The following is a 21003-nucleotide window of genomic DNA, read 5'->3' on the forward strand; positions in this document are numbered from 1 at the left end:
GCTCAGCAGCCCTTGTCGCCGTGGGCGATTCCGATCGCCAGGTCCGGCAGGGTGATCGCGCCGGCGATCGTGGCGCCGTTGGCGTCGGCGTTGAGGTTCTTGATGTCCGTGCGGCCGCCGGTGGCGTCCAGGCCGAACTGGCCGGGGGTGCCGTCGTTGATGCCGGTGCCCTTGATCCCGGCGCCGTCGGCGGCCGCGCCGATGACGTTCGGGGTGGCGTCGCTCGCGTTCAGGGTGGCGGTGGACGCCTTGAGCGCCTGGGCGTCGAGGATCAGCTTGTTCGCCTGGAGTCCGGAGCCGGCGACGAGCTGGTCGCTGGTGAGCGGGGTGGCCGCGGCCGGCGAGGAGATGTTGAGCGACCAGGTGCCGAGGCTGCCGATCACCGGGAGGCCGACCGACTGGACGGCGTGGACGCAGATGCCGTCGAGCCCCGCCTTGGCGATGCCGACCTGCGCGGCGCCCTTGGCCCCGCCCGCGTCGATGGTGTGCATGACCGCGCCGATGCCCTGCGGCGCGGCCACCGTCTTGGAGCTGAGGGTGAAGGGGACGCTCGTCAGCGAGAGGTTCGCGGCGAGGGCTCCCTGCACCATGGCGGTGGCCATGGCGGCGACCGCCGCGGTCGCCGGCAGGGCGAGGAACGCCGATCTGCGCCAGCGGGTGACCCCTCTGCTCTCTTCCTGCATGTGCTCTCCAACCGTCGTCCCGCGCGCCGCGCGGGTGGGAGTGGACACAGCCGTGCGTCCTCGGCCGGATGGTCGGAGACGGATGACACTTTGCGGCTGCTTGTTCGAGAATTGGACAGTCCTCCATCAATTGTCAACAGTTCGGACCATCTTGAGGAGAATTCCTCCTGGACTACGCTTGGCCGATGCCACGCTTCAGGGAGACGGTCCGGACACTGCTGCGCGAGCGCCTGCTGGACGCCGCGTACGAGGCGGTCGCGGACCGCGGCTTCGACAAGCTGCGCATGGCGCACCTGGCCGGCGCGGTCGGCGTCAGCCGCCAGACGCTGTACTCGGAGTTCCCCTCCAAGGAAGCGGTCGGCGAGGCCCTGTTCCAGCGCGAGCTGGAGCGCTGTCTCGTCGGCATCCAGGCGGGCCTGGACGCCCACCGGGACGATCTGCGGGCGGCCGTCGAGGCCGCCGTCTGCTTCACGCTCCGGCTGGCCCGCCGGAACCCCCTGATCAAGGCCATGCTGACCAGCACCGGCGAGGACGGGCTCCTCCCCTACCTGACGACCCGGTCCGGGGCGGCGTTCGCCACGGCCACCGCCATGGCCGACGCGTACGTCACGGAGGCCTGGCCCGGCGTCGACCCGGTGGCGCGCGAGCTGGCCGCGGACGCGGCGGTCCGGCTGACCGCCAGTCACATCGTCCAGGCCGGCCCGTCCCCCGAGGCGTCGGCCCGCCGGATCGCGGACACCGTGGTCCGGATCGCCCTGAGCACGGGCCACGAGAAGCTCCCCCCGGCGTAGGGCCCGGGAGCGGCGCCGGGCGGGACCGCCGGGGCACGCCCCTACGGACCCGGCCCCCCGTACTCCTCCAGGACCGGCCGGCCGCCGATGTCCGGGGACGGGGGGAGCGGCCGGGCCCGCATGCCGACCCGGCCCTCGATCCGGTCGATCCGGCCCCAGCCGTACGTCCGCGAGTCGTCCGACAGGTCGGGGTTGTCGCCCAGGTAGAAGAACGCCCCCTCGGGCACGGTCCGCAGCTCGGCGCGTCCCGCACGGGTGCCCTCCGCCGTGCAGCAGGCGCCCGTGCGGCGGGCCCGCGCCGTCCACCGGGGCGACACCACCCGGTACACGGGGCCCGTGCCCCGCTCCTGGAGGAGGACCTGGAAGGGCTCGTCCGGCGTGGAGACGATCGCGACCCGGTCGCCGGGGAGCGCGACGACCCGCTTGACCAGGAGGGCGTCCTTCGCCGTGGTCCGCAGCAGCACCACGTCGAACCGGCGCGCCTCGCCGGCGGAGCCCGGGACGGCGAGGACGCGGTCCCCGGGGTGGAGGGTGGGGGCCATGCTGGAGCCGTCGACCCGGACGCCGAGGGCGGTGACGGCGACGCCCGCGAGGAGGCAGAGCGCGGCTCCGGTTCCGAGGACGGCTCCGGCCGCCCGGCGCGCCCTCATCGGCGCGGACCGGGAGCCGGGGGCCGCACGGCACCGGGCCGGTCGGTTTCGGTCATGGCCGGACGGTAGGACGGGCGGCGGGGATCGGCCGTGACCGTACCGCTCGGGGTTGTTGACCACGCGCGTCCGGGACCGGCGGCCGGTTCCGCCGGGGAGCCGGCCCGCGCGGGGACCGGCCCCCGGGGCGTGCCGGTCGCCGCGCGGGCCGGTCCGGGCGGAGGCGGCGCCGGCGGCCCGGCCCGGCCGCTCTCCCCGCCGGTGCGGCCGCTTCCCTCCCCGGTGCGGCCGTTCCCTCCGCTTCCCTCGCCGGTGCGGCCGTTCCCCCCGCTTCCCTCGCCGGTCCGGCCACTTCCCCCGCCGATGCGGCCGCTCTCCCCTCCGTCCCGGCCGGCCCCTGGTTCCGGCGCCGCCCCGGCCGTCCGGGACTCCGCCCGTCCCCCGCCCCGGTACGCCCGGGGCGTCTCCCCCGTCCAGCGCCGGAACGCCCGGTGGAACGCGCTGGGTTCGGAGAAGCCGAGCCGACGCGAGAGGCCTTCGATCGAGACGCGCCCGCCGGCCAGTTCGGCGATGGCGTGGTCCCGCCGCACCTGGTCGCGGAGCCGCTGGTACGTCGTCCCCTCGGCGGCCAGCCGGCGGCGGAGGGTCTGCGGGCTGACGGCCAGCAGGTCGGCGAGCCGTTCCGGCGCCGGCACCGGGCCGGCGGGCAGGGCGCGCGCCATCAGGTGCCGCACCCGGCCGGTCACGGTGCCGCCGTGACCGGCCGGGAACAGCAGACCGGCGGGGGCGCGGCGCAGGAAGGCCTCGAGCGCGGCCCCGTCGCGGAGAACGGGTTCGCCGAGGTCCGCCCGGTCGAAGACAACGGCCGTCCGCCCGGCACCGAAGACGCAGGGCGCACCGGAGAGGAGGGCGTACTCACGGGCGTGCCGGGGCGCGGGGTGGGCGAGTTCGACCCGCCGCAGCCCGATCCGGCGCCGGACGAGCCAGCCCGCGAACCGGTGGGCGACGAGGACGGTGGACTCGGCGGCGAAGTGGAGGGGGTCGTCGTACCCGGAGACGTCGAACTCCATCCGGGCCTCGTCCGGGTCCCCGGCCCCGGGGGCCTCCCCGTCCGCCGCGGGCTCCACCAGCCGGAAGCGCGGGCCGGCCGGGAAGAGGGAGTAGAAGGTCTGGGCGCGCCTCAGCGCCTCGCGCAGGTCCCGGCTGCCGTGGACCGCGGCGTGGGCCATCATCCCGAAGGTGCCGACCTTGCTGGGCGCGCCGCCGAAGCCGATCAGCTCGTCGTCCAGGACCGTCCACAGGACCCGGACGAGCCGCCCGAACTCCTCGGCGGAGACCCGGGCCCGGGGCTGGTCCAGGAGGGCGGGGGACAGTCCGGCCCGGGCGAGGAGCGGTCCGGCGGCCACTCCGCGCCGCTCGGCGCCGGACAGCGCGGCCCGCACGTGGTGGACGCCGACCGACCGTGCCGGCGCGTGCGTCGTCTCCGTCGGCATGCGCGTCGCCTCCGTTCCGGCCGCGTCGGGCCCCGCGCCCACCGCGCCGAGACACTTCTCACGGTGAGTGTCCAGTTTCGGACACTCCCATGAGAACTGTAAGGCTCCTCGGGTCCTCCGCGTCGCTCGTGCGACGAGGTGCGACGACGCGACCCGTGCGACGGGTCGGCGCCTCCCCACCTGAGGGCGACGGGAGCCCCGTTCGCTCGGGCTTGCTCCATCGGGCCCGCCCGGTGCCCGGCTCATGGATCGGTTCGCGTGCTTCGGGCGGGACGTCCGGGGTGCCATCGGCGCCGCCCCGTCACCGGCCGGAACCCCCTCCTCCGCCAGGAGTCCGTTCCCCGTTCCTTACGCTGGGTCCCGTGACGACGTCGAGCGCCTTCGTGCACCCCCGCTGGGGGCTTCAGTTCCACTGGTGGGCCGTGGACCGGTCCGGGCAGGTGGGGCTGTTCCAGTCCGCCTTCGGCCCCGTCCCGGCCGCGGCCCATGCCCACGTGGCGGCCATGGACGGCGCGACCGCCCGGGCAAAGGCGTCGCACCCCGAATGGTTCGACTGGATCTGCCACGACGACCCGGAGGAGTGCCCGCGAACGCACTGCCCGGTCACGCTCGACCGGGGGCCTTACCTGTTCACCTGGGACGAGGAGACCGACGACCGGTACACGCGCTTCGGCATCCCGAAGAGGCCGCTGCTCGCCGCCGGGATGCCACGACGACTGGCGGACGCCGCCCTGCTCGTCGAGGCCGATTTCGTCTTCGGGCGGACCGCCCGGATCGATCTGGGCCATCCAGCCGGGCGGAAGCTCCTGTCCGGCGGCGGCCCGCACCGGCAGGGGAACACCGAACCGGCCGACGGCGTCCGCCCGGGCTGATCCCCCGAGTACCGCGATGTGCCGGGGGACTGCGGTCTTCGGCGTCCCGGTCGGCCCGGGCGGACCGGAACCGGGCCGCCCGGGCGTCGGCCGTGATCGGCGAAGCCCCCCGGCACCTCCGGACCGGCGACCGGATCTCACCGCGCGTCACCCGCGGGACGGGTCCCGATCGGGCCCGGCGGTGCACGGGTGTCAGCGCGTCCCGAAGGCACGGCCGAGGGGACGGGACGCTCTTTCCGGGGGGACGGAACGGTCTTGCCGGCCGGCCCGCCGCGCCCTCGCCGACCACGAAGCCCCACCGTGACGGGACCGGTGGCAGCACCCACGGCCTTGCGCCGAGGGGACCGCGCCGTCGCGGGGAGATCCGCCTACGGTTCGACGATGTGCCGCAGGTAGGCGTGCGGGTCGGCGAGGTAGCGGCGCCAGTGGTCCACGACGCCGAGTTCCCGCCAGGCGGCCCTCCGCATGCCGTGCTCGCCGACCTCGATGAGGTCCGCGCCCGGCAGCGCGGTCAGCAGCGGGGAGTGCGTGGCGCAGATGACCTGTCCGCCCTCCTTGGCCAACCGGTCGATGTGCCCGATCAGTTCGAGGCACGAGGAGAAGGAGAGCGCCGCCTCCGGCTCGTCGAGGACATAGAGCCCGGCGTGGAGGAACTTCCCGCGGAACGCCGCGAGGAAGCCCTCCCCGTGGCTGACGCGGTCCGGCGAGAACCCCTCCCTGTCCAGGGCGTCCAGGGCGGTCTCGGCGCGCAGGAAGAAGCCCTTGCGGGCCGACCAGCTGGTGGCCATGCGGCGCCCGCGCCCCGGGGCGGCGTCGAATTTCACGCGCTCGCCGAGGACCGATCTGCCGCGCGGGGAGGCGTAGCGCCAGTCGTGGGAGCCGCCGTAGGAGTCCAGGCCGAACCCCTCCGCCAGCGCCTCGACCAGGGTCGACTTCCCCGAGCCGTTCTCGCCGACCAGGAAGGTCACCGGGGCGGTGAACCGCAGCCCCTCCTCGATGAGTTGCCGGACGCAGGGCACCGACCAGGGCCAGGCCTCCTCGTCGTCGTGCGAGGAGAGATGGGCATACGCGCGTTCGATGATCACACGACCAGTGTCACCCGGACGCGGGGAACGCACGTGCCCCGCGCGGCCGGCGCCGTCACCTCGCGCCCACCGTCACCGGACCCGGCCGGCCGGCCGGGGGGGGCGGACCCCACGGCGGCACTCCCCCCGGCCCTCAGCACCCCAGCGGTTCGGCCGCCGTCCGCAGCGCCGCGACGACCGCCCGCACGGAGGGGCGACGGCCCGCGTCGGCGCGCCAGGTGGCGTAGATGTGTCGCCGCATCTTCTGCCGCACGGGCACGAAGACGACCCCGTCCGGCACCGGCCGGCCGAGCCGGGGCGTCACACAGACCCCGAGCCCGGCCGCGACGAGCGCCAGCTGGGTGTGGTGCTCCCCCGCGAAGTGGCCGATGAGCGGTTCGATGCCCTGGGAGCGCAGGGTGAACATCAGCCAGTCGTGGCAGAACTCCCCGCTGGGCCAGGACACCCACTCCTCCCCCGCGAAGTCCACCAGGTCCACCGCCTCGCGCCCGGCCAGCGGGTGCCCCTCGGGCAGGGCCACGTCGGCGGTGTCGTCGCAGAGGTGCAGGCGCTCCAGGCCGCCGGGCACGGGTGCCCGCTTGTTGCTCCAGTCCAGGACGATCGCGAGGTCGGCGTCGCCGCGCAGCACCGCCCGCACGCCCGGCTCGGGCTCCAGTTCCGTCGTGCGGACCCGGAGTTCGGGGTGGTCCGCGCGCAGGGCGGCGAGCGCGGCCGGGAAGAGCCCCCGGGCCGCCGTGGGGAATCCGGCGAGCCGCACCTCGCCCACGACCCGGCCGCGCTGGGCCTCGATGTCGGCCTGGGCCAGCTGCACCTGGGAGAGGATGCGGGCGGCGTGTTCGGCGAGCAGCAGTCCGGCGTCGGTGAGGCGCACGCCCCGCCCGTTCTTGGCGAGCAGCCGCTGCCCGACCTCGCGCTCCAGCTTGGACAACTGCTGGGAGACGGCCGAGGTGGTGACGTGCAGTCCGTCGGCCGCGCCGCTGACGGAGCCGTGCCGGGCGACGGCGTCCAGGATGCGGAGGCGCTCCAGGTTCAACATGTAAGGAATGCTAAGGCAAGGGGTCGAGGAATTCTCACTTGTCCTAAGGAGTCGTTCCGGACACCCTGAAGGGCATGAGCCCCGCAGTGCGGCCTCCCGCCGTCCCTCCCGCCGGACCCTCCGCCCTTCCTCCCGGCGAGCTCTCCGGACCTCCCGCCGAACCCTCCGTCGCTCCTCCCGGCGGACCCCCCGGACCTCCCGCCGCCCCCTCCACCGCCCCTTCCGCCGAGCCCGCCCCCGGCCGGGCGGACCGGGCCGGACGGCCCCCCGCTCCCGCGCCGCGTCTGCTCGACTGGCGCGTCCGGTTCGGCGCCCTGGCCCTCATCTGGGGCTTCAGCTTCCTCTTCATCAAGGTCGGCACGGAGGGCTTCGCGCCCTTCCAGGTCACCTTCGGACGGCTCCTGTTCGGTACGGCGGTGCTCGCCGTCGCCCTGGCCGTGAAGCGCGACCGGCTGCCGCGCGGCGCCCGCGTCTGGGGTCATCTGACGATCGCGGCCTTCCTCCTCAACGCGCTGCCGTTCTCCCTCTTCGCGTACGCGGAGCTGACGATCCCCTCGACCCTGGCCGGCATCTGCAACGCGACGACCCCGCTGTGGGGCATGCTGCTCTCCCTCGTCGCGCTCTCCGAGGACCGCCCGACCCGGGCCCGGGCGGCCGGCCTGGGGCTCGGCTTCGTCGGCGTGCTCACCGTGCTGGGCGCGTGGCAGGGCTTCTCGGGCCTCGACGCGACCGGCACCGCGCTCGCCCTCCTCGCCTCGCTCAGTTACGCGGTCGGCTGGGTCCACGTCCGCCGGACGCTGGCCGGCACCGGCGCCTCGCACCTTTCGCTCGCCGGCTCCCAGGTGGGTCTCGCGACGCTTCAACTGGCCGTGGTCACCCCGCTGTTCACCTCCGTCCCGGAGTCGGTGGAGGTTCTGCCACTGCTCGCGGTGATCGCGCTCGGCGCGCTCGGGACGGGGTACGCGATGCTGCTCCAGTACGGCATCGTCGCGGAGGTCGGGCCGACGACGGCCTCCATGGTCACGTACTTCATCCCGGTCATCGCCACGGCGGCGGGCGTCGCCCTCCTGGGCGAAGGGCTCACCTGGAACACCCCGGTCGGCGCGCTCGTGGTCATGGCGGGCGCGGCCCTCACCCAGACCCGCGCCTCCCGCCGCGCGACCGCTCCGCCGCGGCCGGGGGAACCGGAGCCCGCCCCCGGCCCGCGTCCCGTCTCCGCGCCCCGCCCCGTGAGGCCCCGGCGAACCGACGACACCCGCGAAGCCCCCGCACCCGCCCCCGCGCCCCGCACCGCAAAGTCCCCGCACCGCGAAGGCTCCACGCCCCGCGCCGCGAAGTCTCCGCACCCCGCTACCCGTAGCTCCGCGCCGGCGCGGGTCCCGCCGCTCCGGCGACGGCGTCGGCCAGGGGCTCGACGTCCGCGACGGCCAGACCGGAGACGGTGAGCCGGACGGCCGGGCCGGCCTCCATGCGGAACCGCGCCCCGGGGGCCACCGCCCAGCCCTCCGCGAGGAGCCGCGTCACCGCGCCCGTCTCGTCGGCGACCGGCACCCAGACGTTCATCCCGGAGCTGCCGTGCGCCCGGACGCCGCGCCGGGCGAGGGCGTGGACCAGGCCGTCGCGCCGTTCTCCGTACGAACGCGCGACGGCGTCCGGGTCCACCGCCTCCGCGGCCCAGAGGTGTGCGACGGTCCACTGGAGCAGCCGGCTGACCCAGCCGGGGCCGAGCCGCTGCCGCCCGAGCACCCGGTCGACGGTCTCGGCGTCCCCGGTGAAGGAGGCGATCCGCAGGTCGGGGCCGTACGCCTTGGCGACCGAACGGACGAGCACCCAGTGGTCGGTGACCCCGGCCAGCGGGTGGAGCGGCTGCGCGACGATGCCGTATCCGTGGTCGTCCTCCACGAGCAGGACGCCGGGGTGTTCCGCGAGGACGCTCCGCAGTTCCCGGGCCCGCGCCCCGGTGACGCGGGCCCCGGTCGGGTTCTGGGCCCGGTCGGTGACGATCACCGCCCGCGCCCCGTCCCGCCGGAGCGCGCGTGCGACCTCCTCCGGCAGCGGCCCCTCGTCGTCCACGGCGACCGGGACCGGCCGCAGGCCGAGGGCGGGCACCAGGTCGAGGAGGCTGCCCCAGCCCGGGTCCTCGACGGCGACGGCGTCGCCCGGCCTGAGGCGGGCCATGAGCACCCGCTCGATGGCGTCGAGGGAGCCGGAGGCGACGCCGACGGGCCCGTCCGGCACTCCGTCCGCGTCGAAGGCGGCCCGCGCGAGCCGCCCGAAGCGCCCGTCCATCGGGGACTCCCCGTACATGCCGGGCCGTTCGGCGTACCGTCGCGCGGCTTCCGCCAGGGCCTCGTCGAGGGAGGGGAGCAGGGCGCGGTCGGGATTGCCGTCGCTCACGTCCCGCACCCCGGCGGGCGCCTCGACCCGGATCGATCCGCGCGCGGTCGTGGCGGGACGTGACCGCACCCGGCTGCCGCGCCGTCCGTCCGTCTCGATCACCCCGCGTTCGCGCAGGGTCCGGTAGGCGGCGGCGACGGTGTTGGGGTTCACGCCGAGTCCGGCCGCCAGCTCCCGCAGAGGGGGGAGGAGCCGGCCGGGTTCCAGCGCGCCCGAGGCGACCCCCCGTTCGACGCTGGTGGCGATGTCCGATGCGCGGCGACCTTCGATCCGATACTCTCCTAGCACAAAAACGATTATGCACTAGTGCAATGGAGTACGCCATGAGTGCCCCCGCCGACGCCTACGTCCCGTCCGACCGGACCGTGCCCACGCGCTCCCGCGAACGCGCCTCGTACGACAGGGAACTCGTCCACTCGATACTCGACGAGGCCTACGTCTGCCATCTCGGCTTCGTCCGCGACGGCGCGCCGGTCGTCCTCCCGACCCTCTTCGGCCGGGTCGGCGAACGCCTCTACGTCCACGGCTCCACCGGCTCGCGACCGCTGCGCGCGACCGGCGACGGCGTGAAGGCCCCCGGCCTGCCGGTCTGCCTGACCGTCACCCACGTCGACGGCCTCGTGCTCGCCCGCTCCGCCTTCCACCACTCCCTGAACTACCGCTCGGTCGTCGTGCACGGCACCGCCCACCAGGTCACCGACCCGGAGGAGCGGCGGATCGCCCTCGACGCCCTCGTGGACCACGTCGTCCCCGGCCGCTCCGCCGACTCGCGCCCGGCGAACGCCAAGGAACTCGCCGCCACCTCCGTGATCCGTCTCGACCTGAACGAGGTGTCGGCGAAGGTCCGTTCCGGCGGGCCCTCGGACGAGCCCGAGGACCTCGGCCTCCCCCACTGGTCCGGCGTGGTCCCCGTGCGGAACGGCTACGGCGCGCCCGTCCCGGCCGACGACCTCGACCCGGCCGTCGCCCTGCCCGGCTACCTCACCGCGCTCTGACGGCGGAGGCGGACCGGCGCGGTCCGCCCTCCCCCGCGCTCCCCTCGCCCGAACCGGCCACGGGTCCGGCCGGCGGCGCCTTCGGGGCGGAGGCCTGGGCGATGAAGGCGCCGACCAGGACCACCGCGCCGCCGGCGATCTGCGGCGCGCCCAGGTGCTCGCCGAGCAGGACCCAGGCGAGGACGGTGGCGACGACGGCCTCCAGGCAGGCCACGACGCCCGCCACCTGCGGGGAGAGCCTGCGCACCGAGACGACCCCGGTGACGTAGGCGAGGACGGTGGCGATCAGCACGATCCAGCCGAGCAGCAGCCAGGCGGGCACGCTCACGTCGCCCATGCGGGCGCGGTCACCCAGGACCGTCCAGTCCATGCCCCACGGCCGGGACACGACGGTGAGGACGAGGGCGCCGATGAGCAGTCCGTACGCGATGACCCCGACCGGGTCCGCCCGCCCGGCCCCGTCGGTCCCCTGGTCGGAGAGGACGAAGTAGCCGACCTGGCAGCAGGCGGCGGCGAGCGCCAGGAGCAGTCCGGCGAGGTCGAAGCTCAGGCCGGACCAGACCTGGACGACGCAGGCGAGGCCGCCGACGGCGAGGACGACGCCGAAGGCGGCGGCGCGGGTGACCGGGCGGCGCTGGACGAAGCGGACCCAGCCGAGGACGAGGGCCGGGGCGAGGTACTCGACGAGGAGGGCGACGCCGACGGGAATCCGGGAGATCGAGGCGAAGTAGAAGGCCTGGACCCCGGCGACGGCGAGCAGTCCGAAGCCCGCGAGGAGGGCGGGGTGCCGGCGCAGGAGGCCCCGGTGGCGCCAGGCCACCGGGAGCATGACCAGCGCGGCGCCGGCGACGCGGAGCCACACCACGTGGAGCGGGTCGAGTCCCGCCTCGATGAGCGGCTTGGCCGCCACTCCCGAACCACCGAACGCGAAAGCCGACACGAGGGCGAGCCCCAGGCCGGCACCTCTCCCCTGAGACACGTGCATGGGGCCATGATGACAGGCCCCCGTCAGGGGTGTAACCCCCGTCGCTCCTGTGGGGACGACCCCTCGGGGCGGGCCCCGCCGGGGGCGCCGTCGCCGGCGGGTTCCAGGGCGTCGGCACGGACGGCCAGGCCGGCGGGATCGACCCCGGCGCGGCGCAGCACCTCGGCGGCCCGGCTCCCGGGATCGGCGGCGACGACGGCGAGCAGGTCGACGCCCCCGGCCCGGGACTCGCCGCGTCCGGCGGCCCGCCGGAAGGCGCCCTCCAGAGCCGCGGTCGCGGCCGGCGACCAGCCGGGGGCACGGGCCTCCCGGGGTTCGTCCCCGCGCACCGCGGGGAGCAGGCGGCCGGCCCCCGTGTCCTCGGCGGAGCGCTGCCAGCGCAGGCCGTAGCCGATGGACCGCTGGACGAGGTAGCCGAGGACGCGGGCGAGCCGGTCGCCGTCCCCGAGCGCGGCGGCGGCCTCGGGGTCGGACTCGACCAGCGAGTGCAGCAGGTGCGCGGTGTCGACCTGGCGGTCCCCGCCCCGCAGGGCCCTGCGCCGCGCGCCCGCGACGACCGCCGCCAGCGACGGCGTCAGGAACGGCGCGAGTTCCGCGCGCGGGGCGACGGGCGACGGAGGGCGGGGGACGGGACGGTGCACCCTCCCACCTCATCAGGCTCCGGCGTCCGGGACATCGCCGGGGAGGAGCATCCCGCGTCCCACCGGAGTGGGGCACGGACGCGTGTTTCCTCCTCCTCGCGGATGAGATCGCGCGTTCCGCCGCCCGGGAGGGCGCGCCGTCTTGCCCCGCCCCGCCTCCCGGTGCAACCGCGGCCCCCTCTCCGCTCGTCCTACGCACGTGTTCTGGACGGTGGGTCTGCTCGCGCTCGACGGACGGCAGTACGTGTACCGGGTGTACGCACCCCGGGAGGCGCTGCCGGCCGACCTGTTCTGGGCCGCGTTCCACTGCCACGAGGAGGACGGGGCGCCGCGCGCCTCGGACAGCTTCGACACGGCCGAGATCCGGTGGGTCGGCGACGGAGCGGGCCCGGCCGCCGCGGAGCTGACGGCCCACCGGCACTGAACGCCCGCCGGCCGCCCGGCGGGCACGCGGACGGAGCCCGTGACGCCGTCGGGCGGCCGGGGCCGCGCCCGGGCGCGGCCCCCGCGGTCCAGTTCTCCGCGATTGGCCTTGGCCCGCGGGAAACCGGCCCCGGTACCGTCGCCGCCATGCGCATCCGAATCGTCGACGCCTTCACCGACCGGCCCTTCTCCGGCAACCCCGCGGGGGTCCTCCTCCTCGACTCCTTCCCGGAGGACGACTGGCTCCGGAAGGTCGCCGCCGAGGTCAACCTCTCCGAGACCGCCTTCGCCCATCCGCTGCCCGCAGGCGGCGAGGCGGACTGGGCCCTGCGCTGGTTCACCCCGGCCACCGAGGTCGACATGTGCGGCCACGCCACGCTGGCCACGGCCCACGTCCTGCACACCACCGGCGCCGCGACCGGCACCGTCCGCTTCGCGGCCCGCTGCGGCGTCCTCGGCGCCACCGCCGAGGACGACGGCACGATCACGATGGACTTCCCGACCTCCCCCCTCACCCCGGTCCCCGTCCCGGAGGGCCTGGAGGACGCGCTCGGCGCCCGGGCGGTCGCCGTCCACGACACGGGGGTCCACATCGGCGACCTCGTCGTCGAGCTGCGCGACGAGGCCACCGTGCGATCCCTCGCCCCGGACTTCGCCGCCCTGGGCCGCATGTCGTCGCGCGGCGTCATCGCGACCGCCGCCGCCGAACGCCCGGACGGCGGCTACGACTTCGTCTCGCGCGGCTTCTTCCCGGCCGTCGGCATCGACGAGGACCCGGTGACCGGCAGCGCCCACACCGCGCTCGCCCCGTACTGGTCGGCCCGGTTCGGGCGCGACGAGCTGACCGGCTTCCAGGGCGGCGCGCGCACCGGTCTCGTCCGCACCCGGCTGCGCGGCGACCGCACCCTCCTGAACGGTCACGCCGTCACCGTCATCGAGGGCGACCTGCGCGCCTGAGGGGCGGCCCGCGCACCCGGCCTCCCGCCGGGACGACGGGACGCCGCGACGACGGGAGGGGCGTACGGGAAACCCCGCACGCCCCTCCCGTCGTCCCGTCACGCGGTCGGCAGCCAGCCCACCTTCCCCGCGAGCAGCCCGTACCCGACGAAGGCCACGACGTCGAGGAACGCGTGCGCCGCGACCAGCGGCCCGACCCGTCCCCACCGGCGGTACAGCAGGACGAAGACCACGCCCATCACCATGTTGCCGAGGAAGCCGCCGATCCCCTGGTAGAGGTGGTACGAACCGCGCAGCACCGAACTCGCCACCAGCGCGGCCGTCGGCGACCATCCCAACTGCCCCAGTCTGCGCAGCAGGTAGCCGACGACGACGACCTCCTCCAGGACCGAGTTCTGGAGCGCCGAGAGGACGAGCACGGGGTACTTCCACCACACGTCGGGCAGCGACTCGGGGACCACCGTCAGGTTGAATCCGGACGCCCTCGCCGCCAGGTAGAACGCGAGTCCGGCGCTCCCGATCCCCGCCGCGACCAGCGCCCCGCGCCCCAGGTCGGACCACGGCCGGGTCCGGTCGAAGCCGACGGCCCGGAGGCCCGAGCCCTCCCTCAGCAGGAGGTGGGCGACGAGCACGACCGGCACGAGGGCCGTGGCGATGCCGAAGAGCTGCCAGGACAGGTCGAGCCAGGGCCGCCCCGGCGCGTACGAGCCGTTGAGGGTCGCCGCCTGCTCCTTCAGCGCCCCGGGTCTGGTGAGCGAGCCGATGAAGCTGATGAGCGCGGACACGCCGCTCGCCCCGAGCGAGAGGGAGAGCACGATCAGCGTCTCGGAGCGCAGCACCCGGGGCGGCAGCCCGCCGGGGGACGGGGAGGCTTCCCTCACTCGTTGCTCAGACACCACACCTGTCTCCACTTCCCCGGACGACCGAACCGTGTGGACATGATCGCCCATGGGCGTCCGGGGACGGCGGGGAGGCGGCCCCGGGGAAGGGTGGACCCGGGGAGAGGCGGGCCGGGGGGCGGGTCCCGGGGGGACGGGTCCGGGGAGGGGCGGGTCCCGGGGGGGGGGACGGGTCCGCCTCAGTCGATGCCCACCGGCCAGGTGTGCACCGGATCGCCCTCGCGCATGAGGGTCCGGTAGCGGCGGGTCGTCGCCGCGAGGGCCGTCCGCCGGTCGAGGCCCGCCTCCAGGGCCCGGTGGAAGGTGTCGACCTGCCAGGAGGCGCCGTTCACCCGCCGCAGGCAGCGCTGTTCGATCACTCCGAGGTAGAAGTCCCGGTCGGCGGGTTCGATGCGCCAGGCGTCGAGTCCCGCCGCGGCGAGCGGCAGCAGTTCGTCCAGGACGAGCCGTACCGCCGGCACGGTCGCGATCCCGCCCGCGCGTCCCGGGCGGGGCCAGCGCAGCTCCGCCTCGATGCCGTGGCGGCAGGCCGTGTCGAAGTTGGCCTCGGCGTCCTCGAAGGCCATCCGCCTCCAGACGGGCCGGGGTTCGTCGGCGAGCGCGCGCACGAGGCCGTAGTAGAAGGCCGCGTTGGCGATCACGTCCGTCACGGTCGGCCCCGCCGGCAGGACCCGGTTCTCGACGCGCAGGTGCGGCACCCCGTCGACCACTCCGTACACGGGCCGGTTCCAGCGGTAGACCGTGCCGTTGTGCAGGACCAGCTCCTGGAGGCCCGGCACCCCGCCCCGGTCGAGGACGAGCAGCGGGTCCTCCTCGTCCTGGATGGGGAGCAGGGCGGGGAAGTAGCGGAGGTTCTCCTCGAAGAGGTCGTACGCCGAGTCGACCCAGCGCTCCCCGAACCAGGTGCGCGGCCGCACCCCCTGGGACTGCAGTTCGGGCGGCCGGGTGTCGGTGGCCTGCTGGAAGAGCGGCGGCCGGGACTCCCGCCACAGCTCGTGGCCGAAGACGAAGGGCGCGTTGGCGCCGAGTGCGATCTGCACGCCCGAGACGGCCTGTGCCGCGTTCCACACGGCGGCGAACCGGGCCGGCGTCACCTGGAGGTGGAGCTGGACCGAGGTGCAGGCCGCCTCGGGCACGATCGACTCCGAGGTGCACCGGAGGTGTTCGACCCCGTGGATGTCGAGGACGATGTCCTCGCCCCGGGCGGCGAGGATCTGGTCGTTGAGGAGCGCGTAGCGGTCGTTGTCCGACAGGTTCTCGGGGACCAGGTCGTGCTGTTCGAGCGTGGGCAGCACGCCGATCATGACGACGCCCGCGTCGAGTTCCGCCGCCATGCGGTCGGCGTATCCGATGCCGGCCCCGATCTCTTCCGCGAGCCGGTCGAATACGCGGCCTTCGAGCTGGTGGGGGGTGATGTTCACTTCGAGGTTGAACATTCCGAGTTCCGTCTGGAAATCGGGGCTGGCGATCTTTTCGAGTACCGGCCCGTTGAGCATGCGGGGCAGCCCGTCGGCCCCGGCGAGATTGAGTTCGATCTCCACGCCCATGAGATTGCGCGGGCGGTCGAACCTCTTCTCCGCCAGGAGCCTCGCGAGTCCCGCCAGACATTGCTGGAGTTTTCTCCGGTAGTGCTGCCGGTCGGACGGGCCGAACCCGTCGGCCACGACCTTCTCGCCCATCGAAGCGTCCTTCCCCGGGTGGGCGGCCGCCGTGGCGGCCGCGCGTCACGGACCATGATGCCCACCCCGCTGATCCACAACGCCTGCGGAACCGGCCTGTCGGAAGATAGGCTGGATGCAGCACCCCAATGGCACATTCCACGGGCAACGGGTGACCGACATATACCAATGTCATATTGCCTTGATAACCCCGGTCTAAATTCAGCCGTCCGGTCCCGAGCGGTATATGCGGGTGGGAGCGGTATCGTCCTTCTGATTCCGCTTCGATGCCCTGCGGCGAAGTCCTGATGACGTCTTGTCAGGAATAACGCGGACGTCTAGCGGAAACACTGTGTGAACACGTGTCGTATAAACTCCGCGGACGAGGCAGAGTGTTGGCGCCCGGCCATGGCCCCACGGCCCCTCTCTGGCCCCGCCGCCGACAGCGCCGTCGTACCTGCCCACGCGTCACCGTGTCTCCTGAGCGAGAGGCGACCCACCATGCTCCGACCCTCCCCGGCCCCCGCGCCGGCCCTCCGCAGCGTCCTCGCGGCGCTCGGCTCACCGACCGTCGTCCGTGAGGCGCGGACCCCCGCCCTGCGGGCCGCGCAGGGACCGCTGAGCCCCGAACTCCCCCTGCCCATCCACGTCCTGGACATCACCGGAGCCCCGGGACACCCGCCCCGCACCCGGCTCGCCGGATGGCGCTTCCTGATCCGGCACGGGGACCGGACGATCGCGGCCGCGGACACCGCGCTCACCCCGGACGGCTGGTCCTTCTCGCACTTCTTCGAGGGACCGTACGTCTCCTCCACGGAACGGGCCCTGCAGCAGGCCGAGGGAATCCCTGTCGCGTACCGGCCGCGGCTGCTCTCCGTGCCGGAGCTCTACATGCTGACCCTCTGGCTGCAGGCGGATCCGGAGGAGGACGCCGCCACGGCCGCCCCGGCCGCCGCCGACCTGCTGGTGCCGCTGGCCCCCGCGCCGCCGGGGATCACCGCCCACCACCCGTACCCGGCCGCCGACCTGCTGCCCGTCCTCAGCACGCGCCTCGCGCCGCCGCTCCTGGGCTCGCCGGCACCCGCCTGAACCGTCGCCCCACGCCCGCCGCCCCGTGCCCGTCCGGGTCACGGGGCGCGCCGCTGCCCGGACCGCGCGTCCGAACGCGCCGCCCGAACACCCCTCCCCGACGGACTAGCCCGCCCGGGCCACCCCGAACCACCCGAAGGGACGGGGTGGTTGGACCGAACCGCCCTTGCGGGTGACGCGTCCTCCCGAGAAGGGACGAGCTGCCGCGAAATGCCTGCGGAAGCCCGCCCCTGGAGCAAGACTGGGACCGGAACCGAACCGACCGACGGGGGCGGCCATGAGCGCGCAGAGCCGCAGGACATCCACCACGACGCAGCGAAAGAACCCACCCATGTGCCAGCACCATCCCGCCTGTCCCACCGCCGACTCCGCCGACCGGGAGGCGGCCCGACTGACGGCACACCACCCGGAGCAGGGCTGGAGCCTGCTGTGCAACGGCGTCCTCCTCTTCGAGGACACCGGTGAACTGCTGCCGGACGGACAGGTCATCGCCCCGCACCGGCCGCTCGCGGCGGGCCGGGTGACGACCGCCGCCTGACGGGTCCGGGCGAAGAACGAGAACCGGGGGCCGGTCCGGAGGAGAACCTCACGGACCGGCCCCCGTCACGCGGTGCGCGGCCTCAGTGGTCGTACTCGTCCAGCGGCGGGCAGGAGCAGACCAGGTTCCGGTCGCCGAAGGCTCCGTCGATCCGGCGCACCGGCGGCCAGTACTTGTCGGCGGCCGGGACGCCGGCCGGGAAGACGGCCTCGTCCCGGGTGTACGGGTGGTCCCACGCGCCGCCGAGCGCGGCCGCGGTGTGCGGGGCGTTGCGCAGCGGGTTGTCGTCCGCGGGCCACTCGCCCGCGGCCACCTTCTCGATCTCGGCCCGGATCGCGATCATCGTGTCGCAGAAGCGGTCCAGCTCGGTCAGGTCCTCGGACTCGGTCGGCTCGATCATCAGCGTGCCGGCCACGGGGAAGGACATCGTCGGCGCGTGGAAGCCGTAGTCGATGAGGCGCTTGGCGATGTCGTCGACGGTGACGCCGGTCGCCTTGGACAGCGGGCGCAGGTCCACGATGCACTCGTGCGCGACCAGACCGGCCGGACCGGTGTAGAGCACCGGGAAGTGCGGCTCCAGGCGCTTGGCGATGTAGTTCGCCGCGAGCACCGCGACCTGGGTGGCCCGCTTGAGGCCCTCGCCGCCCATGAGGCGCACGTACGACCAGGAGATCGGCAGGATGCCGGCGGAGCCCCACGGGGCGGCCGAGATCGGGCCGACGCCGGTCTCCGGGCCCGCGGTGGGCTGGAGCGGGTGGTTCGGCAGGTACGGGGCGAGGTGGGAGCGGACGCCGACCGGGCCGACACCGGGACCGCCGCCGCCGTGCGGGATGCAGAAGGTCTTGTGCAGGTTCAGGTGCGAGACGTCGCCGCCGAAGTGGCCCGGCTTGGCGAGGCCGACCAGGGCGTTGAGGTTGGCGCCGTCGACGTACACCTGGCCGCCGGCCTCGTGGACCTCGGCGCAGATGTCGGCGACGTGCTCCTCGAACACGCCGTGCGTGGACGGGTAGGTGATCATCAGCACGGACAGCTCGTCACGGTACTGGGCGATCTTGGCCCGCAGGTCCTCGACGTCGATCTCGCCGTCGTCGGCGGTCTTCACCACGACGACCTTCATCCCGGCCATCACGGCGGAGGCGGCGTTGGTGCCGTGCGCGGAGGACGGGATGAGGCAGACGGTGCGCTGCTCGTCGCCGTTGGCCCGGTGGTACGCGCGGACGGCGAGGAGGCCGGCCAGCTCGCCCTGCGATCCGGCGTTCGGCTGGATCGACACCTTGTCGTAGCCGGTGACCTCGGCGAGGCGCTCCTCCAGCTCGGTGATGAGCGTGAGGTAGCCCCGGGCCTGCTCGACCGGGGCGAAGGGGTGCATCTGGCCGAACTCGGGCCAGGTCACCGGCTCCATCTCGGTGGTCGCGTTCAGCTTCATCGTGCAGGAGCCGAGCGGGATCATGCCGCGGTCGAGCGCGTAGTCGCGGTCGGCGAGGCGGCGCAGGTAGCGCAGCATCGAGGTCTCGGAGCGGTGCGCGTGGAAGACCGGGTGGGTCAGGTACGCGTCGGAGCGCAGGAGACCGGCGGGCAGCGCGTCCCCGGTGACCGCGTCCAGGGCCTCCGCGTCGGCGGTGACGCCGAAGGCCCCCCACACGGCGGCGAGCCGCTCGCGCGTGGTGGTCTCGTCGCAGGAGACCGACACGTGGTCGGCGTCGGCGCGGTGGAGGTTGACGCCGGCCTCGCGGGCGGCGGCGACGATCTCGTCGGCCCTGCCCGGGACGCGGGCGGTGACGGTGTCGAAGAAGACGTCCCCGGTCAGCTCGACGCCCCCGGCGCGCAGACCGGCGGCGAGGATCGCGGCGTAGCGGTGGGTGCGGAGCGCGATGCCCTTCAGGCCGTCGGGGCCGTGGTAGACGGCGTACATGCCGGCCATGACGGCGAGCAGCACCTGGGCGGTGCAGATGTTGCTGGTGGCCTTCTCGCGGCGGATGTGCTGCTCGCGGGTCTGGAGCGCCAGGCGGTACGCGCGGTTGCCGTCGGCGTCGACGGAGACGCCCACGAGACGGCCGGGCAGGGAACGGGCGTGCTTGTCCTGGACGGCCATGTAGCCGGCGTGCGGGCCGCCGAAGCCCATCGGGACGCCGAACCGCTGGGTGGTGCCGACGGCGATGTCGGCCCCCAGCTCGCCGGGCGAGGTGAGCAGGGTGAGGGCGAGGAGGTCGGCGGCGACGGTGACGATCGCGCCGAGCTCGTGGGCCGCGTCGATCAGCGGCTTGAGGTCGCGGACGGCACCGGAGGCACCGGGGTACTGGAGGAGCACGCCGAAGACGCCGCGTTCGGCGACCTCGGCGGGGATGCCCCCGCTCAGGTCGGCGACGACGACCTCGACGCCGGTCGGCTCGGCGCGGGTCTCGATGACGGCGATCGTCTGCGGCAGGGCGTCGGCGTCGACCAGGAAGACGCCGTTCTTGACCTTGCCGACGCGGCGGGACAGCGCCATGGCCTCGGCGGCGGCGGTGCCCTCGTCCAGGAGGGAGGCGCCGGAGGTGGGGAGACCGGTCAGGTCGGCGACCATCGTCTGGAAGTTCAGCAGGGCCTCCAGGCGGCCCTGGGAGATCTCCGGCTGGTACGGCGTGTAGGCCGTGTACCAGGCGGGGTTCTCCATCACGTTCCGCAGGATCACCGGCGGGGTGAAGGTGCCGTAGTAGCCGAGGCCGATCATCGGGGCGAGCACCTGGTTGCGGTCGGCGAGCGCGCGCAGTTCGGCGAGGACGTCGGCCTCGGTGCGCGCGGCCGGCAGGTCCAGCGCCTCGGCGTTCTTGATCACGTCCGGCACCGCGGCGGCGGTGAGTTCGTCGAGCGAGCCGTAACCGACCTGGGCGAGCATCTTGGCCCGGGCCTCGGCATCGGGCCCGATGTGCCGCTGCTCGAACGGGATGCCCTGCTCGAGCTCGGAGAGCGGAATGCGGTTGGCGGTCATGTACGGAGGCCTCCTGGTCGTCACGACCTGCGAGGGGCACCACGGCGCGGGTGCCCGGACGGCCTCCCCCTCTGTCATCTCAACCTGAGAGTTTCACCGGCGCGCCTCGCGGCCCGCCGGCTTTCACCGTCGGTGAGAGCGCATGCCGTCGGACATCCGCTCTGCTTTCCAGAGTGACCTCGTCCGCGCGGTACAGGGGCCTGAGAGATTCCGGGGAGGATTTGCTCCTTCGGCGCCCTCCGGAAGCTTTCTCCGGGGGACTCTCCCGCACGGGGTCGACAGCCACGCCCAGCCTACCAGCGCGATTGTGGCTCCTTTCGCTCAAGTGGCCGACATCCCGGATGTGCCCTTTGGTAGGGGGTAGAGGAGCTGCGACCATTTGGAGGGACCGTGCAGACCGACATCGATCCGCGCAGCCTGATCGGCCGCAAGGCGTTCGACCGCGACGGGAACAAGATCGGGACCGTCGACGAGGTGTACCTGGACGACGCGACCGGCGTACCGGAGTGGGCCGCCGTCCGCACCGGCCTGTTCAGCCGGGACGCCTTCGTCCCCCTGGAGCCGAGCAGCCTGCTCGACGACGGCCTCCACGTCCCGTTCGAACGCGCCCTCATCAGGGACGCCCCGGACTTCGGTGTGGGCCGCCACCTCTCCCCGGAGCAGGAGCTCCAGCTCTACCGCCACTACGACCTCGCCCTCCCCCCGTCCCCCGAGGACCACCCGGACAAGGACTTCGGCCGCCTGGCGGGCCGGGACGGCGCCTGACCCGTCCCGGGCGCCCCGCCGAGGCGGCGGGGCCCGGCCGGGAGGCGCGCGGCCGCCGTACGGCGGCCGGGGACCGGACCG

Annotated in this window: 20 protein-coding genes and 1 riboswitch; of the genes, 9 read left to right on the plus strand and 11 right to left on the minus strand. The window is 74.5% G+C overall.

Going from position 1 to position 21003, the window contains the following annotated elements:
* Positions 1 to 2: 2 nt before the first annotated feature.
* Positions 3 to 683, minus strand: coding sequence for a DUF6230 family protein (locus tag ACZ3IL_RS28435; protein ID WP_467394922.1), 681 nt, complete (start codon positions 681 to 683; stop codon positions 3 to 5).
* A gap of 185 nt (positions 684 to 868) precedes the next feature.
* Here ACZ3IL_RS28435 and ACZ3IL_RS28440 point away from each other — a divergent pair, with 185 nt between their 5' ends.
* A complete protein-coding gene (locus ACZ3IL_RS28440) occupies positions 869 to 1474 on the plus strand; it encodes a TetR/AcrR family transcriptional regulator (RefSeq protein ID WP_467394924.1) in 606 nt (201 codons plus the stop codon).
* Between the two features lie 41 nt (positions 1475 to 1515).
* Here the strand turns inward: ACZ3IL_RS28440 and lepB are convergent, their stop codons facing one another.
* Entirely contained in the window at positions 1516 to 2124 is a 609-nt protein-coding gene (gene lepB, locus ACZ3IL_RS28445; protein ID WP_467394926.1) for a signal peptidase I, read from the minus strand.
* On the minus strand, positions 2121 to 3614 hold the full coding sequence (locus ACZ3IL_RS28450; RefSeq protein WP_467394928.1) for an AraC family transcriptional regulator: 1494 nt from the start codon (positions 3612 to 3614) through the stop codon (positions 2121 to 2123). Before ACZ3IL_RS28450 ends, lepB begins: the two co-directional genes overlap by 4 nt.
* A gap of 362 nt (positions 3615 to 3976) precedes the next feature.
* On the opposite strand from ACZ3IL_RS28450, the gene ACZ3IL_RS28455 reads away from it, so the two are divergent.
* Positions 3977 to 4486 carry a hypothetical protein gene (locus ACZ3IL_RS28455; RefSeq protein ID WP_467394930.1) on the plus strand — a complete coding sequence of 170 codons (510 nt, stop codon included), beginning with the start codon at positions 3977 to 3979 and terminating at the stop codon, positions 4484 to 4486.
* Between the two features lie 368 nt (positions 4487 to 4854).
* Here the strand turns inward: ACZ3IL_RS28455 and ACZ3IL_RS28460 are convergent, their stop codons facing one another.
* Together ACZ3IL_RS28460 and ACZ3IL_RS28465 are read right to left on the minus strand one after the other, a co-directional pair.
* Complete coding sequence (locus tag ACZ3IL_RS28460; protein ID WP_467394932.1) at positions 4855 to 5571, minus strand: AAA family ATPase; 717 nt, start codon at positions 5569 to 5571, stop codon at positions 4855 to 4857.
* 133 nt (positions 5572 to 5704) lie between these two features.
* A complete protein-coding gene (locus ACZ3IL_RS28465; protein ID WP_467394934.1) occupies positions 5705 to 6607 on the minus strand; it encodes a LysR substrate-binding domain-containing protein in 903 nt (300 codons plus the stop codon).
* A gap of 74 nt (positions 6608 to 6681) precedes the next feature.
* Between ACZ3IL_RS28465 and ACZ3IL_RS28470 the strand changes: the two genes are divergently transcribed.
* Positions 6682 to 8052 carry a DMT family transporter gene (locus tag ACZ3IL_RS28470; protein WP_467394936.1) on the plus strand — a complete coding sequence of 457 codons (1371 nt, stop codon included), beginning with the start codon at positions 6682 to 6684 and terminating at the stop codon, positions 8050 to 8052.
* On the opposite strand, the gene ACZ3IL_RS28475 is transcribed toward ACZ3IL_RS28470, so the two are convergent.
* The gene (locus ACZ3IL_RS28475) at positions 7958 to 9292 is read right to left on the minus strand and encodes an aminotransferase class I/II-fold pyridoxal phosphate-dependent enzyme (protein ID WP_467394938.1); all 1335 of its coding nucleotides are present in this window, start codon (positions 9290 to 9292) and stop codon (positions 7958 to 7960) included. The two genes, ACZ3IL_RS28470 and ACZ3IL_RS28475, sit on opposite strands and share 95 nt — an antisense overlap.
* A 35-nt stretch (positions 9293 to 9327) precedes the next feature.
* Between ACZ3IL_RS28475 and ACZ3IL_RS28480 the strand changes: the two genes are divergently transcribed.
* On the plus strand, positions 9328 to 9999 hold the full coding sequence (locus ACZ3IL_RS28480) for a pyridoxamine 5'-phosphate oxidase family protein (RefSeq protein WP_467394940.1): 672 nt from the start codon (positions 9328 to 9330) through the stop codon (positions 9997 to 9999).
* Here the strand turns inward: ACZ3IL_RS28480 and ACZ3IL_RS28485 are convergent.
* Both ACZ3IL_RS28485 and ACZ3IL_RS28490 read right to left on the minus strand, forming a co-directional pair.
* Complete coding sequence (locus ACZ3IL_RS28485; protein ID WP_467394942.1) at positions 9986 to 10984, minus strand: EamA family transporter; 999 nt, start codon at positions 10982 to 10984, stop codon at positions 9986 to 9988. The genes ACZ3IL_RS28480 and ACZ3IL_RS28485 overlap by 14 nt on opposite strands.
* Positions 10985 to 11007: 23 nt before the next feature.
* The gene (locus tag ACZ3IL_RS28490) at positions 11008 to 11625 is read right to left on the minus strand and encodes a Clp protease N-terminal domain-containing protein (RefSeq protein WP_467394945.1); all 618 of its coding nucleotides are present in this window, start codon (positions 11623 to 11625) and stop codon (positions 11008 to 11010) included.
* 199 nt (positions 11626 to 11824) lie between these two features.
* Between ACZ3IL_RS28490 and ACZ3IL_RS28495 the strand changes: the two genes are divergently transcribed.
* Together ACZ3IL_RS28495 and ACZ3IL_RS28500 are read left to right on the plus strand one after the other, a co-directional pair.
* Positions 11825 to 12049 (plus strand): hypothetical protein, encoded by a 225-nt coding sequence (locus ACZ3IL_RS28495; RefSeq protein WP_467394947.1) that lies wholly within the window; start codon positions 11825 to 11827, stop codon positions 12047 to 12049.
* A 146-nt stretch (positions 12050 to 12195) separates the two neighbouring features.
* A complete protein-coding gene (locus tag ACZ3IL_RS28500; RefSeq protein ID WP_467394949.1) occupies positions 12196 to 13005 on the plus strand; it encodes a PhzF family phenazine biosynthesis protein in 810 nt (269 codons plus the stop codon).
* Positions 13006 to 13103: 98 nt separating this feature from the next.
* Here ACZ3IL_RS28500 and ACZ3IL_RS28505 read toward each other — a convergent pair whose 3' ends face one another.
* Both ACZ3IL_RS28505 and ACZ3IL_RS28510 read right to left on the minus strand, forming a co-directional pair.
* The gene (locus ACZ3IL_RS28505; RefSeq protein ID WP_467394972.1) at positions 13104 to 13886 is read right to left on the minus strand and encodes a CPBP family intramembrane glutamic endopeptidase; all 783 of its coding nucleotides are present in this window, start codon (positions 13884 to 13886) and stop codon (positions 13104 to 13106) included.
* 197 nt (positions 13887 to 14083) lie between these two features.
* Positions 14084 to 15583, minus strand: a complete 1500-nt coding sequence (locus ACZ3IL_RS28510) for a glutamate-cysteine ligase family protein (protein WP_467394951.1) — start codon at positions 15581 to 15583, stop codon at positions 14084 to 14086.
* A 480-nt stretch (positions 15584 to 16063) separates the two neighbouring features.
* Here ACZ3IL_RS28510 and ACZ3IL_RS28515 point away from each other — a divergent pair, with 480 nt between their 5' ends.
* Together ACZ3IL_RS28515 and ACZ3IL_RS28520 are read left to right on the plus strand one after the other, a co-directional pair.
* Positions 16064 to 16651: a hypothetical protein gene (locus ACZ3IL_RS28515; RefSeq protein ID WP_467394953.1), complete on the plus strand. Its 588-nt coding sequence runs from the start codon at positions 16064 to 16066 to the stop codon at positions 16649 to 16651.
* A gap of 331 nt (positions 16652 to 16982) precedes the next feature.
* A complete protein-coding gene (locus ACZ3IL_RS28520; protein WP_388692438.1) occupies positions 16983 to 17189 on the plus strand; it encodes a DUF5999 family protein in 207 nt (68 codons plus the stop codon).
* A gap of 82 nt (positions 17190 to 17271) precedes the next feature.
* On the opposite strand, the gene gcvP is transcribed toward ACZ3IL_RS28520, so the two are convergent.
* On the minus strand, positions 17272 to 20157 hold the full coding sequence (gcvP, locus tag ACZ3IL_RS28525) for an aminomethyl-transferring glycine dehydrogenase (protein WP_467394955.1): 2886 nt from the start codon (positions 20155 to 20157) through the stop codon (positions 17272 to 17274).
* A 178-nt stretch (positions 20158 to 20335) separates the two neighbouring features.
* Positions 20336 to 20435: riboswitch (glycine riboswitch) on the minus strand.
* A 112-nt stretch (positions 20436 to 20547) separates the two neighbouring features.
* Between gcvP and ACZ3IL_RS28530 the strand changes: the two genes are divergently transcribed.
* Positions 20548 to 20922: a PRC-barrel domain-containing protein gene (locus ACZ3IL_RS28530; RefSeq protein ID WP_467394957.1), complete on the plus strand. Its 375-nt coding sequence runs from the start codon at positions 20548 to 20550 to the stop codon at positions 20920 to 20922.
* Positions 20923 to 21003: the final 81 nt, after the last annotated feature.

Source organism: Streptomyces sp. NPDC014907 (assembly GCF_055562975.1).

Bases quoted from the DNA above. Each gene is read 5' to 3' on its own strand.
- ACZ3IL_RS28435 (WP_467394922.1), bottom strand. From the start codon at position 683: ATGCAGGAAGAGAGCAGAGGGGTCACCCGCTGGCGCAGATCGGCGTTC.
- ACZ3IL_RS28440 (WP_467394924.1), top strand. From the start codon at position 869: ATGCCACGCTTCAGGGAGACGGTCCGGACACTGCTGCGCGAGCGCCTG.
- lepB (WP_467394926.1), bottom strand. From the start codon at position 2,124: ATGAGGGCGCGCCGGGCGGCCGGAGCCGTCCTCGGAACCGGAGCCGCG.
- ACZ3IL_RS28450 (WP_467394928.1), bottom strand. From the start codon at position 3,614: ATGCCGACGGAGACGACGCACGCGCCGGCACGGTCGGTCGGCGTCCAC.
- ACZ3IL_RS28465 (WP_467394934.1), bottom strand. From the start codon at position 6,607: ATGTTGAACCTGGAGCGCCTCCGCATCCTGGACGCCGTCGCCCGGCAC.
- ACZ3IL_RS28470 (WP_467394936.1), top strand. From the start codon at position 6,682: ATGAGCCCCGCAGTGCGGCCTCCCGCCGTCCCTCCCGCCGGACCCTCC.
- ACZ3IL_RS28480 (WP_467394940.1), top strand. From the start codon at position 9,328: ATGAGTGCCCCCGCCGACGCCTACGTCCCGTCCGACCGGACCGTGCCC.
- ACZ3IL_RS28485 (WP_467394942.1), bottom strand. From the start codon at position 10,984: ATGCACGTGTCTCAGGGGAGAGGTGCCGGCCTGGGGCTCGCCCTCGTG.
- ACZ3IL_RS28500 (WP_467394949.1), top strand. From the start codon at position 12,196: ATGCGCATCCGAATCGTCGACGCCTTCACCGACCGGCCCTTCTCCGGC.
- ACZ3IL_RS28510 (WP_467394951.1), bottom strand. From the start codon at position 15,583: ATGGGCGAGAAGGTCGTGGCCGACGGGTTCGGCCCGTCCGACCGGCAG.
- ACZ3IL_RS28515 (WP_467394953.1), top strand. From the start codon at position 16,064: ATGCTCCGACCCTCCCCGGCCCCCGCGCCGGCCCTCCGCAGCGTCCTC.
- ACZ3IL_RS28520 (WP_388692438.1), top strand. From the start codon at position 16,983: ATGTGCCAGCACCATCCCGCCTGTCCCACCGCCGACTCCGCCGACCGG.
- gcvP (WP_467394955.1), bottom strand. From the start codon at position 20,157: ATGACCGCCAACCGCATTCCGCTCTCCGAGCTCGAGCAGGGCATCCCG.